The sequence below is a fragment of the Paraburkholderia sp. RHO2 genome, from assembly GCF_050955445.1.
Taxonomy (GTDB): Bacteria; Actinomycetota; Actinomycetes; order Mycobacteriales; family Mycobacteriaceae; genus Prescottella; species Prescottella agglutinans_A.
Genome location: NZ_CP162617.1, coordinates 5,206,167 through 5,219,855, shown reverse-complemented (window position 1 = coordinate 5,219,855; position 13,689 = coordinate 5,206,167). Strand labels below are relative to the sequence as shown.

The following is a 13,689-nucleotide window of genomic DNA, read 5'->3' as shown; positions in this document are numbered from 1 at the left end:
GCTCCGAAACTCCCCGCTTCGGGCTCTAATCTGACCGGCATGACCGACGCCGACCGCCCGAACGCCGCGAGCCGCGACGACCACGAGAACATCGACGATCTCGACTTCCTGTCGTTCGTCGACTTCGCGGTGCGCAAGACGACTCGGACGATGCCCGAGGTCGACCCGGTGTCGATGAAACTCGTCCTCGAACTGACCCGTGTCGCCAGCGCGCTGGTCTACGACCTCGAGTCCACCGTGCACCGTCCGGGCGGGTGGAGTTGGCCGGGCTTCCGCGTGCTGTTCATGCTGTGGCTGGCCGGCCCCAGCGAGGCCAAGCGGGTGGCGAAGCTGTCGGGGATGAGCCGCGCTGCCGTGTCCGCGCTGGTCAATACGCTGGAACGGGACGGCTACGTGACGCGCCGACGCTCGGAGGTGGATCGTCGCGCGGTCGAGTTGCGGCTGACGGACGCCGGCGTCGAGGCCATCACCGCCACCTATGCCGAGCACAACCGCCGCGAGCAGGTGTGGGCCAGTGCGCTCACCAAGCCCGAGCGGACGATCCTGATCGGGCTGCTCGAGAAGTTGGCGACCGCGTCGTCCGGGGAGCTCCACACCCGGGACTGACGGACCGACGGGTTCGGTTCCGGCCACTTCCGCAGGTTTTCTGTGGTGGGTGGCCGGGCTCTTGCATCTTGTGACTGCCCTCACCTACGGTATGGCCACCATGCAGTGATCAAAGGATTGATCACATGCCTACCGCTCATACCCCCGAGGTGACCATGTCGCTTGGCCTGTCGCCGGCCGATGCCGCGCGCCCAGATTCCCCGGCTTCGCCGGATCCGTCAGCCGCCGATACCGGACTCGACGCGATTCTCGACATCGCCCGTCGCCGTCGCCGCGTCTCGCTCGTCTCGGCGGCGGTGCTCCTGATCGTCTTCATGGGCTTCATCGTCCTGACGACCTCGACCACCGTGCTGTCCGGTCGATTCGCCGGCCTCGGCCTGGCCTACTGGGCCGGCTTCGGCGTCTTCGTCGGGATCCTCGTCGTCGCGCAGTTCTACGTCCGCTGGGCGCGCGGCATGGACGCGATCATCGACGCCCACCTGGCCGAGCTCGACCTCCCGAAGGGCGGTGAGTGACAATGGGTTTGAGTGTCACCATCGTCGTCGCCATCATCGGCGTCACGCTCGCGATCACGTATCTGGCCGCCAAGCGCAACACCTCCACCGACTCGCACTACGTGGCCGAGGGGCAGGTCGGGCCGATCGGCAATGGCCTGGCCATCTCGGGTGACTACGTCTCGGCGGCATCGTTCCTCGGCATCACCGGCCTCATCGCGTTGTCGGGCTTCAACGGCTTCTACCTGGCGACCGCGGTCCCGCTGGCCTACCTGCTGGTGCTGCTGATCATCGCCGAGCCGCTACGCAACCTCGGCCGCTTCACCCTCGCCGACGCCGTCGCCGCCCGGTTCGACGGCCGGGGGCTACGCGCGTGCCTCGCCGTCACCACGATCGTCATCTCGGCGATGTACATGGTGATCCAGTTCGTCGGTGCCGGTCTGCTGGTGCAGGCCCTGCTCGGCATCAAGTTCTGGGTGGCCGTCGTGGTGCTGGGCCTGCTCATGGTCGTCTACACGATGTTCGGCGGCATGCTCGCCACCACGTGGGTGCAGGTGCTCAAGACGGGCCTGCTGCTCGGCGGCACCGCGCTGATCCTGTTCCTGGTCCTGATGAAGTACGGCCCCAGCCCGTTCCACGTGGTCGACGCCGTTCCGGATGCGGTCGCATCGTCGCACCCGCAGACCACCACCAAGACGTTCGACATCATCTCGCAGCAGCTCGCCCTCGCGCTGGGCGTGATGGGTCTGCCGCACGTGATGGTCCGGTTCCTCACCGTCAAGGACGCGCGGGCCGCCCGCAAGTCCGGTGTCGTCGCGCTGTGGATCTTCAGCATCTTCTACCTGGTGCTGCCGTTCATCGGCTACGGCGCCCTCCGCGCGATCGGCAAGGACGAGATCTTGAAGGCGCACCCGCAGGGCAACCTCGCGGTGGTGCAGCTGGCCCGCGAGCTCGGCGGTCCGGTCCTCGAGGCGGTCATCATCGGCATCACGCTCGCGACGATCCTCGCGGTGCTCGCCGGTGTCGCGATCGCCACCTCCGGTGCCTTCGCGCACGACCTCTACACGCACGTCATCAAAAACGGAAACGCCTCGGCGGAAACGCAATTGAAGGTCGCGCGATTCTCGCTGCTCGGCATCGCGATCGTCGCGATGTTCCTCGCGCTCGGCGCCAAGGGCTTCAACCTGGGCTTCCTCGCCAACGTTGCGTTCGCCGTCGCGGCCAGCACGAGCCTGCCGGTGCTGCTGCTGAGCATCTACTGGAAGGGCTTCAACCGGGTCGGCGCCACGTGGGCGCTGGTCGGTGGCCTGATCGTCAGCCTCGGGCTGGTCGCGATCAGCCCGAACATCCTCGGGCCCACAGGGCTGGTGCACGGCATCGATCCGATCTTCCCGCTCACCATCCCGGCCCTGGTGTCGGTGCCCGCCGGCTTCCTGTTCGCGTACATCGGTTCGCTCGTCGGCCGCGGCCGTCCCGACGCCGCCGGCACGGACTTCGCGGAGATCGAACGGCGCGCCCTCATCGGTCGCTGACGCTCGGGCATACGGTCCACAGCACGCGGACGCTCTGCGGGGAAATCCCGTGGAGCGTCCGCGTTTTTGTCTGTCGCGCAGCCTCAGGCCGTGTGCAGGAGCCGGGACAGCACCGCGCGGTCGTCGTCGTCGAGCGGTAGCAGCGGCCCGCGCGGGTAGCCGACGCCGCGCCCCAGCAGATCCAGTCCCGCCTTGACCGTGGTGGGCAGCCCGCCCGCGACGATGAACTCGAGCAGCGGTGCCAGGTCGTCGTAGATCTCCTGGGCCGTGTCGAGCTGTCCCGACCGGACCGCCGTCAACAGGTCGATACATGCCTGTGGTCTCAGACACGGTGCGGCGGTGCACCATCCGGATGCTCCCGCCTGGAGCGCCTTCAGCACCAGCGGATTGCTGCCGTTGAAGAACGGCAGCTCGCCACCGCTCAGCTCGGTGAGGCGGTGCATGCGGGTGATGTCGCCCGTCGACTCCTTCACCATCGTGACGTTCTCGATGATGCGGAACAGCTCGAAGAGCAGCTCGGGCGACATGTCGATCCCGCTCGTGGCGGGGTTGTTGTACACCATGACGGGAATGCCGATCGAGCCCGCGACCGCTGCGTAGTGCGTCGCGATCTCGCGCTCGGACAGCTTCCAGTACGAGACGGGCAGGACCATCACCGAGTCGGCGCCGGCCTGCTCGGCGTAGCGGGCGCGGCGAATCGTGTTGGCGGTGGTCAGATCCGACGCGCCGACGACGACGGGAACGCGACCGTTCACCGCGGCGACCGTCGCGTCCACCACCGTGTTCCACTCGCGGTCGTCGAGGTACGCGGACTCGCCGGTACTGCCGAGTGGCGCGATCGCGTGGACGCCACTCGCGACGAGGGTGTCGACCAGTGCGTGGAGCCGAGTGGTGTCGACAGTGTCGGACTCGGTGAACGGCGTGACGGGGTAGGCGACAATGCCTTCGATCAGGGGGGACATGCGGGGTACCTCCGGGTGCTGTCGAGGGGTCAGGAGTCGAGTGCGTCCGGGTGCCGGACGAGCGCGCGCCGCGCGTAGTACGCGAAGTTGGCCTCGCTGCGCTTGGGGGTGAGCGTCCAGTCGTGGGCCTCGCGGGCCAGGCGCTCGGGCAGCTCGGCGATGGTGCCCGCCGACATCGCGAGCAACTGCAGCTTCGCCGCCCGCTCGATCAGGACGGCGAGGGAGCACGCCTCCTCGACGCTCGCGCCGGCCACCACGTGCCCGTGGTGGGCCAACAGCACGGCCTTCTTGTCTCCCAATGCGGCAGTGATGATCTCGCCTTCCTCGTTGCCGACCGGCACTCCCGGCCAGTCGGGTAGGAACGCGCAGTCGTCGTACAGCGGGGCGATGTCCATCTGGGAGACCGCCAGGGGCACTTCGAGCATCGACAGCGCCGCGACGTGGAGCGGGTGGGTGTGGACGATGCACGAGACGTCGGGGCGGGCGCGGTAGATCCAGCTGTGGAACCGGTTGGCCGGGTTCGCCATTCCAGATCCTTCGCGGACCTGGAGGTCCTCGTCGACGAGCAGGAGGTTGCCGGCGGTGATCTCGTCGAAGCCGAGGCCCAGGCGCTGCGTGTAGTAGGTGCCGGGCTGCTCGGCGCGTGCGGTGATCTGTCCGGCGAGTCCGCTGTCGTGGCCGGCGTCGAACAGTGCGCGGCACGTGAGGGCGACCTTCTCGCGAGTCGTCCATTCCGGGGATGCGAGCTGAACCGACATCTGGTCCTGGGCTCGTTGCATCAGCGTGGTCTTGGAATCGGTGAGTGTCGTGGCCATGGTGTCTCTCCTTGCGATCGGCGAAAGGACACTGTGGAGACGATAGGACACAAGGTGTCCTAAAGGCAACGGGGATTCATGGTCGGGGCACAGGGTGTTACCGTGGGCGCGGCGGCCGCCTCGACGGGAAAGGCGTGTTCCGCGGCCCTTTCGGAGGAGATTGATGACGGCACTGGTGCGCACGATCCGCACACAGCAGGGGCTCACGCTCGAGGCGCTGGCCGAGCGCACGGGCCTCACCCGGAGCTACCTCTCGAAGGTGGAACGGGGCCGCAGCACGCCGTCGATCGCCGCGGCGCTGAGCATCTCGCGTGCGCTCGACGTCGACGTGAGCCGGCTGTTCTCGGCCGCGGGCATCGAGGAGAAGGTGACGATCGAGCGCGCCGGGGAACGTGAATCCGGCGGCGACGACCGCTACCGCCCCGTCGCATCGGCGATGCTCGGCAAGGTGATGACACCGTTCGTCGTCCGCCCGGGGGCCGAGTACGGCGACGAGGGCTACCGGGAGCATCCCGGCCAGGAGTTCGTGTTCGTGCACGTCGGTGCCGTCGAGATCGATTTCGACGGCCGCACCACGGCGCTGGCTGCGGGCGACTCAGTCTACTTCGACGCGACCGTCCCGCATCGCATGCGGGCGCTCGGCGACGAGCCGGCCGAGGCGGTGGTCGTCGTCTACGACGACCCCGCGGCCAAGCGCGGGTAGGACTACGACGCGCTACCGGTCCCGAACGGTGACGGCAGGACGTCGAACTGCATTGTCGCCGAGGCGGACTCGCCTACGGGCGGCGTGAAGGTGAACACGGCCGTGTACCGGCCGGCCTCGTGTACCCGCGTGGCCACCGTGGCGCCGCCCAGCGTCAGCGGCACCGTGGCCGACTGGTGGTCGCCGTCGGGTTCGGTGATCTCGAGCAGCACCGGGGAGGTGGCGTCGGCGCCGACCGGTGTGGGCGCGACGCCCACCGCGAGGGTCGTGATCGTGTTGGCGTACACGGTGCCGATCGGTGCGACCGCGGTGACCTGATAGGTCGCGGCGGAGGCGCTCGGCGCGAAGGCCAGGCAGGTGGCCCCGGCCAGGGCGGCCACGGTGACGGTCTTGCGAGGGAAGCTCATTCGGATCCCCTTCGTGTCGACGGCGGTGAATCGTCCGAGGCCGCCACACTATCGGCACCCGTGCCCGCGGCGCTCGTTTTCGGCCCCGATCGGGCGAGGTTCCGGTCAGAAACCCCACCCGAGCACCGCCGGACGATCCGAGGCGAACGCCGCGTCGAGCAGGGCCAGATCTCCGTCCGACTTCGCTTGTGCCCGTCCCGCGGCGGCGAACGGGCGGACGCGGTGGGTCCCGAGATACAGACCGCTCAACACGTCGAGATCGAGCGCGACGCGGGGTGATGCGTCGGTGCGTCGGCACTGCGCACGTCCGTCGCGCACCGTCAGCGCGAAGGTGCCTCCGGCGTCGAGATACGGGTCGTGGACCTCGACGACGGTGTCGAGGTCGACGGCGTACGTGCGGGCCTCCAGGGCCGCGGGTACGTCCATGATTCGGAGCCACAGGTCGTCGGCGACGCGGGTGGTGCGCACCAGTCGAGAGTCGGTGAGCATCAGGCGCAGTGGATCGTCGGCGTGCACGCTCGCCTCGACGTGGGTCATCAAATCCAGACCGCACAGCGCGCGCCACAGCGCCGCGTGGGCACCGTCCGTCACCGCCACCAGTTCCTCGACGACCGCCGTCCTCGTGTCGTCCTCGCCGCGGCGCCGGAACATCGCGTACCCGTCTGCGTGGAGCAGGAAGAACAAGGCCGATCCCCCGTCACGGTTGGCCTCCGGATCGGCGAAGGTGAAGTCCCAGTGGGCTTTCGGTCGTGCCTGCGCTCCCGGGGTGATGCGGCGCCAGCGGTCGTAGATCGCGGGCAGGTCTCGCGCGGCGGATTCCGCGTCGACCACGCGAACCCCGCCCGGGTCCGGGGCGTCATGGCGGAACCTGGCGAAGCGGCGGTCGAAGGTCACGTCGGACGCGACCGTCGCCGCGCCGTATCCGAACCGGCCGTAGATGCCGGCCTCGCTCGCGGTCAGGGCGGCCAGGGGCACGCCGGTGGCGGCGATCTCCCGGTGCAGACGCGCGAACATCGCCCGCAGCACGCCACGACGGCGATGCGTCGGAGCCACCGACACCCAGGTGACGCCCCGCGTCGGCAGCTGCCGTCCACCGGGCACGGTGATGTCGAGCGGCAGGTGCGCCGCCACCCCGATCGGGACGCCGTCCTCGGAGGCGAGCACGACATCCTCGGGCCGCATCAGTGCTCTACCGAGTGCCCGATCGTCGTCGGCGGGGTGGTAGCCGAACGCGACCGAGTCGAGGAGCTCGATCGCCGGCCAATCACTGTCGGTGGCGGTGCGGACCTGGATACCTGCTGCGGACGTCATGCTTGCCGATGGTGGCAGCAATCGGTGCAAAACGCCCGCGATTTTTCGGCGGCCGCTCGACGACGGCGCGGCTCAGCGCTTCTTGCCGAACCGCAACTTCCACGGCACCAGGGCCGACTCGAGCTGGACGGCCAGGCTCATCTTCGACACGCCGTCGGTGCGCTCCTCGAAGCGGATCGGGACCTCGGCGATCCGCATGCCGCGGCTCGTGGTCCGGTAGTTCATCTCCACCTGGAACGAGTAGCCGTTGCTGTGGATCGACGCGACGTCGATCGCCTCGAGGGTGCGCGCGTGCCACGCCTTGAACCCCGCGGTCGCGTCCTTCACACCGAGCCGCAGGATCGCGTTGACGTAGAAGTTGGCCCACGCCGACAGCGCCTTGCGGTGCCACGGCCAGTCGCTCGCGACCGCGCCGCCCGGGACGTACCGGGAGCCGAGCACGACGGCGGCGTCGGTGGTGGTGAGGGTGCGGATCATCGTCGGGATGACCTCGGCTGGGTGCGAGAGGTCGGCGTCCATCTGGATGACGATGTCGGCGCCGTCCTCGAGCGCGCGCGTCATGCCGGCGACGTAGGCGCGTCCGAGGCCGTCCTTGACGGTGCGGTGCAGCACCCGGATGGGGATCGCCCCCTCGATCGCCAGCTTCTCGGCGACCTCGCCGGTGCCGTCGGGGGAGTTGTCGTCGACCACCAGCAGGTGCAGGTTCGGTACCTCCAACGCCGCCAGCCGCTCGACGAGTTTCGGCAGATTGTCGCGTTCGTTGTACGTGGGTACAACGACGGTCGTCTTCGGCGAACTGGTGTCCATGGTGCCTTCCTGGTGATCACACGGTGTCGTCTCCCGCAAAGGCGAGTGTGGTCATGAATGCAGGCGAAGGCAACTTACCTGGGTGTTCTCGGGGTGTTCACGTCGGCTGCTGGGCGATGTTCACCATCCACGAGACGCCGAACCGGTCGGCACAGGCCCCGAACACGTCGCCCCACATCTGCTTCTCGAGGGGCACCTGGACGGTGCCCGACGAGGACAGCTGGTCCCAGTAGCCGCGGAGTTCGTCGGCGTCGTCGCCGCTGAGGCTCACGGCCATGTCGGTGCCGACCTTGTGTTCCATGCCGGGCGGTGTGTCCGCACCCATGATCGTGAAGCCGCTGTCGGTCTCGAGCATCGCGTGCATGATCTTGTCACCGTCGTCGGGCGAGCCGAACTCGCCGAAGGTGCTCATGTTCAGGGTGCCGCCGAAGACGCTCTTGTAGAACTCCATCGCCTCGCGGGCATTGCCGGCGAAGCTGATGTAGGGATTGAGGCGAGAGGCCACGGGATGCTCCTAGGGTCGTCCGGAATCTGTCGATCGGTGACGCGGAACTACTCTTCGCTGTCTCGACGGTACCGCCGATCACTGGGCGTCGGGGCGGTTCGGGGGGACCGCCACGGCGGTACGTCGGCGAGGGTCACCGCCCGCAGCACCCACTCGGCGGGGCCGTACGGATGCCCGCGCATCCAGAGGCGGCTGGCGGCCATCTGGGCGGCGAACACGACCGGGACGACGGCGATCACCGCGAGCGGCGGGAGCCGATCGACCAGACCGAGGCCGTAGCCCGTGAACAGGACACCGAGCAGAAGCGACTGCACCAGGTAGTTGGTCAGCGCCGCCTTGCCCATCGGCGCCAGCGCGGTCTCGACCCGGCGGCCGACGGCGGTCCGGAACAGCAGCAGCGCCGCCACCACGTACGTCGCGGTGAGTGCGGGCGCCGTCAGCTGCCCGAATCCGAACGCGACCGTCTCCAGTCCGCCGCCCGGTGCGTACGCGGCGGCGAGGGCGTACGCGGCGGCACCGAGCAGGCCGATCGGAAGGCCGAATACCAGCACACGCTTCATCGCGTCCCGGTACCGCTCGGGATCCGCGAACACCCGCAGCCGACCGGCGGCGAAACCGAAGAAGAACATCGCCAGCGCGCTCGGCCCCTGCAGGATCCAGAGGGCGCCGAGCGTGTCCGGGAGGTGCCCGGAATGGAAGTCCAGGGTCGCGGCCGCGTCGCCGCGGAACGCCGCGAGCTTGCCGGCCGCGTCCGACGCGCTCGCGCCGGTGACGTCGCCGGCGGCGAGTTGCGCGAGGCCGAGGAGCATCCACAACGCCGACGACGCGACGATCAGCGCCGCCCCCAACCGGAGCGCGGTCGTCGGCGAGACGTTCCGGCAGGCCAGGAGGACTAGCCCGAGCAGCGCATACGTGGAGAGGATCTCGCCGTAGTACAGGGCGGCGCCGTGCAGCAGCCCGATGACCAGCAGCGCGCCCTGCCGACGCAGCATGCGCGGAACGAACCCGCGCCCCGCCCGCTCCGCCGCGGCCATCTGCAGCGTGAAGCTGTAGCCGAAGAGGAACGAGAACAGCAGATAGAACTTGGTCTCGAACAGCAGCGAGACCACGAACCGCACGGCGTGGTCGACCCCGGAGTCGAAGCCCGGGTTCGTCTCGGTCGACGCGTAGTACGGGTCCGCGAAGGCCCAGATGTTGACCGCCAGGATGCCGAACAGGGCGAACCCGCGCAGCGCGTCGACATTCTGCAGCCGGCGGGCGCGTTCCGGCGCCGGCGACGTCGTCCCGGTCACGACGCCGCGCCCCGGAGAAGCTGGCTGACGATGCGGCGAAGCACCGCCGACTGGGTCTCGGGCCGGAAGGTCGGATCGGCCGCGACGCGGGCGAACATGCCGTCGACGAGCGCGGCGATCCAGGTGGCCGCGTCCGCGGCGGTCAGCTCGGTGTCGAGTTGGCGGGCCGCCGCGGCGCGTTCGAGCAGATGCTCGAGCCCCCGCCGGAAGCTCAGGTCGTTTGCCTTGAACCGCACCGCGACGTCGTCGTCGCGATGGGCGAGCGCCGAGATCTCCAACGCCAACCCGGAATACGTGGAATCGGCCGCGAGGCGGCAGACGTCGTCGAGCAGGAGCAGCAAGGCGCCGAACGGGTCGTCCGCGGCGGCGAGTTCCGCAACGGACGACGCGGTCTCGGCGCCGTCCCGCTCGATCAGTGCCAGCAGCACGGCCTGCTTGGTCGGGAAGTAGTGGAAGAGGTTGCCGGAACTCATGCCCGCCAACGCGCAGATGTCCGCGGTGCGCGTCGCGTGGTACCCGCGCTCGGCGAAGCAGCGGGCCGCTGCGTCGAGCAGTTCGGTTCTCTTGGCCTCACGTGCAGCCTCGTCGACGGTCCGCATGCGCACACTCCCGTGGTCCGAATCGATTAATTGAGCAGTCACTTAATTAATAACTCGAGTGTCCACCGAGGGCAACATACGGAACAACCCGGTCCGTGCAGAAGAAAACCCGGGCGGTCCTGGTCGGGGTCAGGACCGCCCGGGTGCTTGGGGGCGAGCTCGTCAGAAGTTGAGCTTCTTCGCCAGCTTCGCGATGGTCATCTGCTCGAGGCCCAGGCCGTCGGCCAGGTAGGCGACCGGGCCACCGTAGTCGGCGCGCATCTGCTCGAACGCGGCCTCGAGGTAGCTCTTGTCGACGGCCAGGACGGGCTCGAGGTTCAGCGCGGCCTGGTCGCCGAGCGCGGCCCGGATCTGGGCCAGCGTGGCGGCGTTCGACTCGGCCAGGTAGGTGTTGCTGAGCAGGTAGTCGTCGTAGACAGCCTGCTGCTGCACGCCGCCGATGGTCAGCAGGAGCGCTGCGATCCAGCCGGTGCGGTCCTTGCCGGCGCTGCAGTGGAACAGCACCGGGCCGTCGCTGTTCGCGATCTCGGTGAGCAACTGCTTGAAGCCCTCACGCTTCGCCGGATCGCTGACGAAGCTGCGGTTGGCGTCGATCATGAACTGCCGGCCCTCTTCGGGCGACTGGATCGACTGCGCGAGCGCGATCAGGTCGCCGAACTCGATCGGGATGTGCTTGTAGTCCGCCCCGGCCGGAATCTTGTCGGGCCCACCGACCATCGGGTTCGAGATCTCGGTCTCGCCGCGCAGGTCGTAGATGTGCTTGATGTTCAGCGACGACAGGGTCGCGAGGTCCTCGTCGCTGGCGGACGCCAGATCGTCGGAGCGGTAGATCACACCACGCTTCAGGTGCCGGCCGGCGAGGCCCTCGTAGCCGCCGCCCTCGCTGCCGGCGACGTCCCGGAAGTTGGGGATGGACGCCAGTCGCGGTGTCGGGTCGAGGTGCACGTCGGCCGAGCCGGAGCCGAGGGATCCCAGCGCCCCCCCAGGGAGTTGCGGCCCGGGCGATGCGGTGGTCGTCGGGTTCGGAGTGGTGGTCGCGCCTGGGAGGGAGCCGAGGGATCCCAGCAACTCCGCAGGGATTTGCAGCGTGGGCGCTGGAGTGGTGGTGGTCGGATCCGGGGTGGTGGTGGGAGGCGTGGTCGTGTCCTGCGCGGACGCGATCATGTTGCCGGAGAGGAACATTCCACCGGCGAGAAGCAGAGCCGTGGCGGACCGCGTGGTCCGCACGCGTAACGGGCTGGAGCCAGCCTTCATAACGGGTTCCTTTCGTTGTGTGGAGCTGTGGGGGTGTCAGGGCGCGACATCGGCGGCGCCGGTGAAGCCGTAGCGGTCACACGGGCCGATGATTCCGACCTCGAGAAGGCCGGAGCCGATGTGCGTCTGGCCGTCCTCGACGAGGGTGAAGCGGGCGAGGTTGTCGACGGGGCAGAAGAGTTTCTTCCACGGTTCGATGTCGGCGACCTTCTCGCGCAGGCCCTGGACGACCAGCTCGCCCTGCCACATGCCGTGCCGCCAGTCCTGTTCGAGTCCGTAGCCGGTACCCACGCCGAGGTAGTGGGGGAGAACCGGTTCGCAAGTGACGGTCAGGATCTCGTCGGGCTTGCCGTAGCCGCCGGGGCGGTGGAACTCGAGCGTCGCGCCCGCGACCTCGCGGGTACCCGAGACGAACGCGAGATCGTGCTCCGGCCGGCCGAGCCACTCGGGCTCGCGGGAGCGATCGGTCCACACCCGGGTGGCGTCCTCGACGATCCGGCGGCCGTGGCGGTCCTCCTGCATGATCGCGACGATCGAGAACTCCTCGAATTGCATGATCGTGTAGATCCAGAAGAAGTTCTGCTCGCCCGCGATCGACGGGTCCGCCCGGCGCCCGGGCGGTTCGGCCTCGCCGACGGGGCGCACGCCCCAGGAGCGGTCACGGTTGCCGCGCCAGGTGTCCGGGGTGACGGGGATCGTCTCGCCGTCGACGGTCAGCGTTCCCTCCCAGCTTCCCGTCTGCACGAAGCGCTGGGTGTCGAACGTGACCCGCTCGAGCTGGCGGTGGAAGTGCCTGGCCTCCAACGAAGCCGGGATGTCGGATTCGAAGATCAGATCGAACGACAGGTCCGGCGCCTCCGGTGTCGGTTCGAGCACGACCCGCAGGCGATGCAGGCCCTCGAGCACCTCGATGCGCAGCGGGCCGACGGTGACGTCCATGCGGTCGGAGCCGAGGGCCTTCGACGCCCGCGCCACGATGTGGTCGTCGCCGCGGCGCAGTACCGCGAAGCCGTCGGTGACACCGAGATTGGGGTACTGGCCCAGCCCGATGATGAGGAACAGAGGTTCGCCGTCGTAGTCGAGGCCGGGGTGGCAGTTGAAGTAGTAGCGGTCGTAGAAGTTGCGGTCGGAGGTGCCGACGTGGCGGATGGGTTCGGCGATCTGGTGGACCGGGAAGTCGTCCATGGGGGAGAGCATCACGCCACCTCCCGTCCGGCGACGCGGGTCCAATAGGTGCCATCGAGCATGTCCTCGACCGTCTTGCGGTGCAGGATCATGTCATCCGGGTCCGCCGGGGCCTCGGCCTGACCGAACGCGACGGCGCGGCTCTGCACCCGGAACATGATGATCGCGTGCCGCAGCGCGGCGTAGAGCGTGTAGAAGTCGAGATCGGTGGCCGAGTATCCGGTGAGGTCCCGATATGTCGCCACCGCGTCGTCGCGGCGCAGGAAATCGGGCAGGCCGGGCAGCCCCGCCATGCCGGCGAGATCCTCGAAGAAGCGGTGGATGAAGATCATCCACCCCAGGTCCAGCTCGCGCGGGCCCAGGGTGGCCATCTCCCAGTCGAGGACCGCCACCGGCTCGAAGTCGCGGTAGATGATGTTCCCGATCCGCGAGTCGCCCCAGCACAGCACGGCCGGCCCGGTGGGGTGAGGCCAGTGGGCGTCGAGCCAGTCGAGGCCGCGTTCGATCAGCGGTGAGCGGGGGCCGGTCTCGACGGCCCACTCGTAGTAGCGGCGCTGCGCGTCGACGTGCGCGCGCAGGGCGGCGTCGGCGGTCACCTCGTCGGTCCCGGGGGTGGGATTCAGGCTCGGAAACAGCTGCGCCGGGGCCGGTATCGCGTGCAGGTCGGCGAGGACACGCACCGACGTGTCCTGCAGACGGCGACGGTCCTCGGGTGAACCCTCGGACAGCCACGAGCCGAAGTTGTAGGGCATGACGTCCGGTGGGACCTGACCGTCGAGCCGTTCCATGACGAAGAACTCGCCACCGAGGGCCTCGGGGGACGTCTCGGACCAGTAGACGCGCGGCACCGGAACCGACGAGTGCGCCCCGACCGCCTTGATGACCTGGTACTGCTGGTCCAGGTCGTACGACGGGAAGATCGGCACTCCCGACGGCGCGGGGGCGATGCGTGCGACGAGGTAGTGGTGGCGACGGTCGCCGTCCTCGTTCCACAGCGCGTCGAACAGGATCGTCTCGTTCGACATGCCGTTCGCGGCGGGCACCTGCACGTCGGTGACCTCGGGCTCGGCCTCCGCGGGAAGCTGGGTGCCGAGCCACCGCTGCAGGCGGGTGGCCAGTTCGGCAGGGTCCGTGCGGGAGGCTACGGGCCGGGCCACCTCGGAGAAGTCTTGATCCCCGGTTGTCTTCTCGGAACTCATGGCGACCTTTCGACGGTC

At 68.9% G+C, this 13,689-nt stretch carries 15 protein-coding genes; 4 read left to right on the top strand and 11 right to left on the bottom strand.

Features of this window, described 5'->3' with window-relative positions:
- Positions 1-39: 39 nt before the first annotated feature.
- From ABTV10_RS24230 to ABTV10_RS24220, 3 genes are all read left to right on the top strand, one after another.
- The gene (locus tag ABTV10_RS24230; protein ID WP_433608363.1) at positions 40-606 is read left to right on the top strand and encodes a MarR family winged helix-turn-helix transcriptional regulator; all 567 of its coding nucleotides are present in this window, start codon (positions 40-42) and stop codon (positions 604-606) included.
- Between the two features lie 125 nt (positions 607-731).
- A complete protein-coding gene (locus tag ABTV10_RS24225) occupies positions 732-1,121 on the top strand; it encodes a DUF485 domain-containing protein (RefSeq protein ID WP_499031232.1) in 390 nt (129 codons plus the stop codon).
- Positions 1,122-1,123: 2 nt separating this feature from the next.
- Positions 1,124-2,632 carry a solute symporter family protein gene (locus ABTV10_RS24220; protein WP_499031229.1) on the top strand — a complete coding sequence of 503 codons (1,509 nt, stop codon included), beginning with the start codon at positions 1,124-1,126 and terminating at the stop codon, positions 2,630-2,632.
- Positions 2,633-2,715: 83 nt separating this feature from the next.
- On the opposite strand, the gene ABTV10_RS24215 is transcribed toward ABTV10_RS24220, so the two are convergent.
- Complete coding sequence (locus tag ABTV10_RS24215; protein ID WP_499031226.1) at positions 2,716-3,594, bottom strand: dihydrodipicolinate synthase family protein; 879 nt, start codon at positions 3,592-3,594, stop codon at positions 2,716-2,718.
- A gap of 29 nt (positions 3,595-3,623) precedes the next feature.
- On the bottom strand, positions 3,624-4,409 hold the full coding sequence (locus ABTV10_RS24210; protein WP_499031223.1) for an aldolase: 786 nt from the start codon (positions 4,407-4,409) through the stop codon (positions 3,624-3,626).
- Between the two features lie 163 nt (positions 4,410-4,572).
- Here ABTV10_RS24210 and ABTV10_RS24205 point away from each other — a divergent pair, with 163 nt between their 5' ends.
- Entirely contained in the window at positions 4,573-5,112 is a 540-nt protein-coding gene (locus ABTV10_RS24205; RefSeq protein ID WP_499031221.1) for a helix-turn-helix domain-containing protein, read from the top strand.
- 2 nt (positions 5,113-5,114) lie between these two features.
- Here the strand turns inward: ABTV10_RS24205 and ABTV10_RS24200 are convergent, their stop codons facing one another.
- The 9 genes from ABTV10_RS24200 to ABTV10_RS24160 form a co-directional block, all read right to left on the bottom strand.
- Positions 5,115-5,519: a hypothetical protein gene (locus tag ABTV10_RS24200; RefSeq protein WP_499031218.1), complete on the bottom strand. Its 405-nt coding sequence runs from the start codon at positions 5,517-5,519 to the stop codon at positions 5,115-5,117.
- Positions 5,520-5,624: 105 nt separating this feature from the next.
- Positions 5,625-6,830, bottom strand: coding sequence for an enhanced intracellular survival protein Eis (locus ABTV10_RS24195; protein WP_499031215.1), 1,206 nt, complete (start codon positions 6,828-6,830; stop codon positions 5,625-5,627).
- A gap of 72 nt (positions 6,831-6,902) precedes the next feature.
- Positions 6,903-7,637 (bottom strand): polyprenol monophosphomannose synthase, encoded by a 735-nt coding sequence (locus ABTV10_RS24190; protein WP_433608347.1) that lies wholly within the window; start codon positions 7,635-7,637, stop codon positions 6,903-6,905.
- Positions 7,638-7,734: 97 nt separating this feature from the next.
- Positions 7,735-8,142, bottom strand: a complete 408-nt coding sequence (locus tag ABTV10_RS24185; RefSeq protein WP_499031212.1) for a VOC family protein — start codon at positions 8,140-8,142, stop codon at positions 7,735-7,737.
- Between the two features lie 47 nt (positions 8,143-8,189).
- The gene (locus ABTV10_RS24180; protein WP_499031210.1) at positions 8,190-9,434 is read right to left on the bottom strand and encodes a DUF418 domain-containing protein; all 1,245 of its coding nucleotides are present in this window, start codon (positions 9,432-9,434) and stop codon (positions 8,190-8,192) included.
- On the bottom strand, positions 9,431-10,033 hold the full coding sequence (locus ABTV10_RS24175; RefSeq protein ID WP_499031208.1) for a TetR/AcrR family transcriptional regulator: 603 nt from the start codon (positions 10,031-10,033) through the stop codon (positions 9,431-9,433). The genes ABTV10_RS24180 and ABTV10_RS24175 overlap by 4 nt, the downstream gene beginning before the upstream one ends.
- 162 nt (positions 10,034-10,195) lie before the next feature.
- The gene (locus ABTV10_RS24170; RefSeq protein WP_499031206.1) at positions 10,196-11,287 is read right to left on the bottom strand and encodes a tyrosine-protein phosphatase; all 1,092 of its coding nucleotides are present in this window, start codon (positions 11,285-11,287) and stop codon (positions 10,196-10,198) included.
- Between the two features lie 36 nt (positions 11,288-11,323).
- On the bottom strand, positions 11,324-12,484 hold the full coding sequence (locus ABTV10_RS24165) for an Rv3169 family protein (protein WP_499031203.1): 1,161 nt from the start codon (positions 12,482-12,484) through the stop codon (positions 11,324-11,326).
- Positions 12,484-13,671: a phosphotransferase family protein gene (locus ABTV10_RS24160; RefSeq protein WP_499031201.1), complete on the bottom strand. Its 1,188-nt coding sequence runs from the start codon at positions 13,669-13,671 to the stop codon at positions 12,484-12,486. The genes ABTV10_RS24165 and ABTV10_RS24160 overlap by 1 nt, the downstream gene beginning before the upstream one ends.
- Between the last annotated feature and the right edge of the window lie 18 nt (positions 13,672-13,689).

Bases quoted from the DNA above. Each gene is read 5' to 3' on its own strand.
- ABTV10_RS24230 (WP_433608363.1), top strand. From the start codon at position 40: ATGACCGACGCCGACCGCCCGAACGCCGCGAGCCGCGACGACCACGAG.
- ABTV10_RS24225 (WP_499031232.1), top strand. From the start codon at position 732: ATGCCTACCGCTCATACCCCCGAGGTGACCATGTCGCTTGGCCTGTCG.
- ABTV10_RS24220 (WP_499031229.1), top strand. From the start codon at position 1,124: ATGGGTTTGAGTGTCACCATCGTCGTCGCCATCATCGGCGTCACGCTC.
- ABTV10_RS24215 (WP_499031226.1), bottom strand. From the start codon at position 3,594: ATGTCCCCCCTGATCGAAGGCATTGTCGCCTACCCCGTCACGCCGTTC.
- ABTV10_RS24210 (WP_499031223.1), bottom strand. From the start codon at position 4,409: ATGGCCACGACACTCACCGATTCCAAGACCACGCTGATGCAACGAGCC.
- ABTV10_RS24205 (WP_499031221.1), top strand. From the start codon at position 4,573: ATGACGGCACTGGTGCGCACGATCCGCACACAGCAGGGGCTCACGCTC.
- ABTV10_RS24200 (WP_499031218.1), bottom strand. From the start codon at position 5,519: ATGAGCTTCCCTCGCAAGACCGTCACCGTGGCCGCCCTGGCCGGGGCC.
- ABTV10_RS24195 (WP_499031215.1), bottom strand. From the start codon at position 6,830: ATGACGTCCGCAGCAGGTATCCAGGTCCGCACCGCCACCGACAGTGAT.
- ABTV10_RS24190 (WP_433608347.1), bottom strand. From the start codon at position 7,637: ATGGACACCAGTTCGCCGAAGACGACCGTCGTTGTACCCACGTACAAC.
- ABTV10_RS24175 (WP_499031208.1), bottom strand. From the start codon at position 10,033: ATGCGGACCGTCGACGAGGCTGCACGTGAGGCCAAGAGAACCGAACTG.
- ABTV10_RS24170 (WP_499031206.1), bottom strand. From the start codon at position 11,287: ATGAAGGCTGGCTCCAGCCCGTTACGCGTGCGGACCACGCGGTCCGCC.
- ABTV10_RS24165 (WP_499031203.1), bottom strand. From the start codon at position 12,484: ATGCTCTCCCCCATGGACGACTTCCCGGTCCACCAGATCGCCGAACCC.
- ABTV10_RS24160 (WP_499031201.1), bottom strand. From the start codon at position 13,671: ATGAGTTCCGAGAAGACAACCGGGGATCAAGACTTCTCCGAGGTGGCC.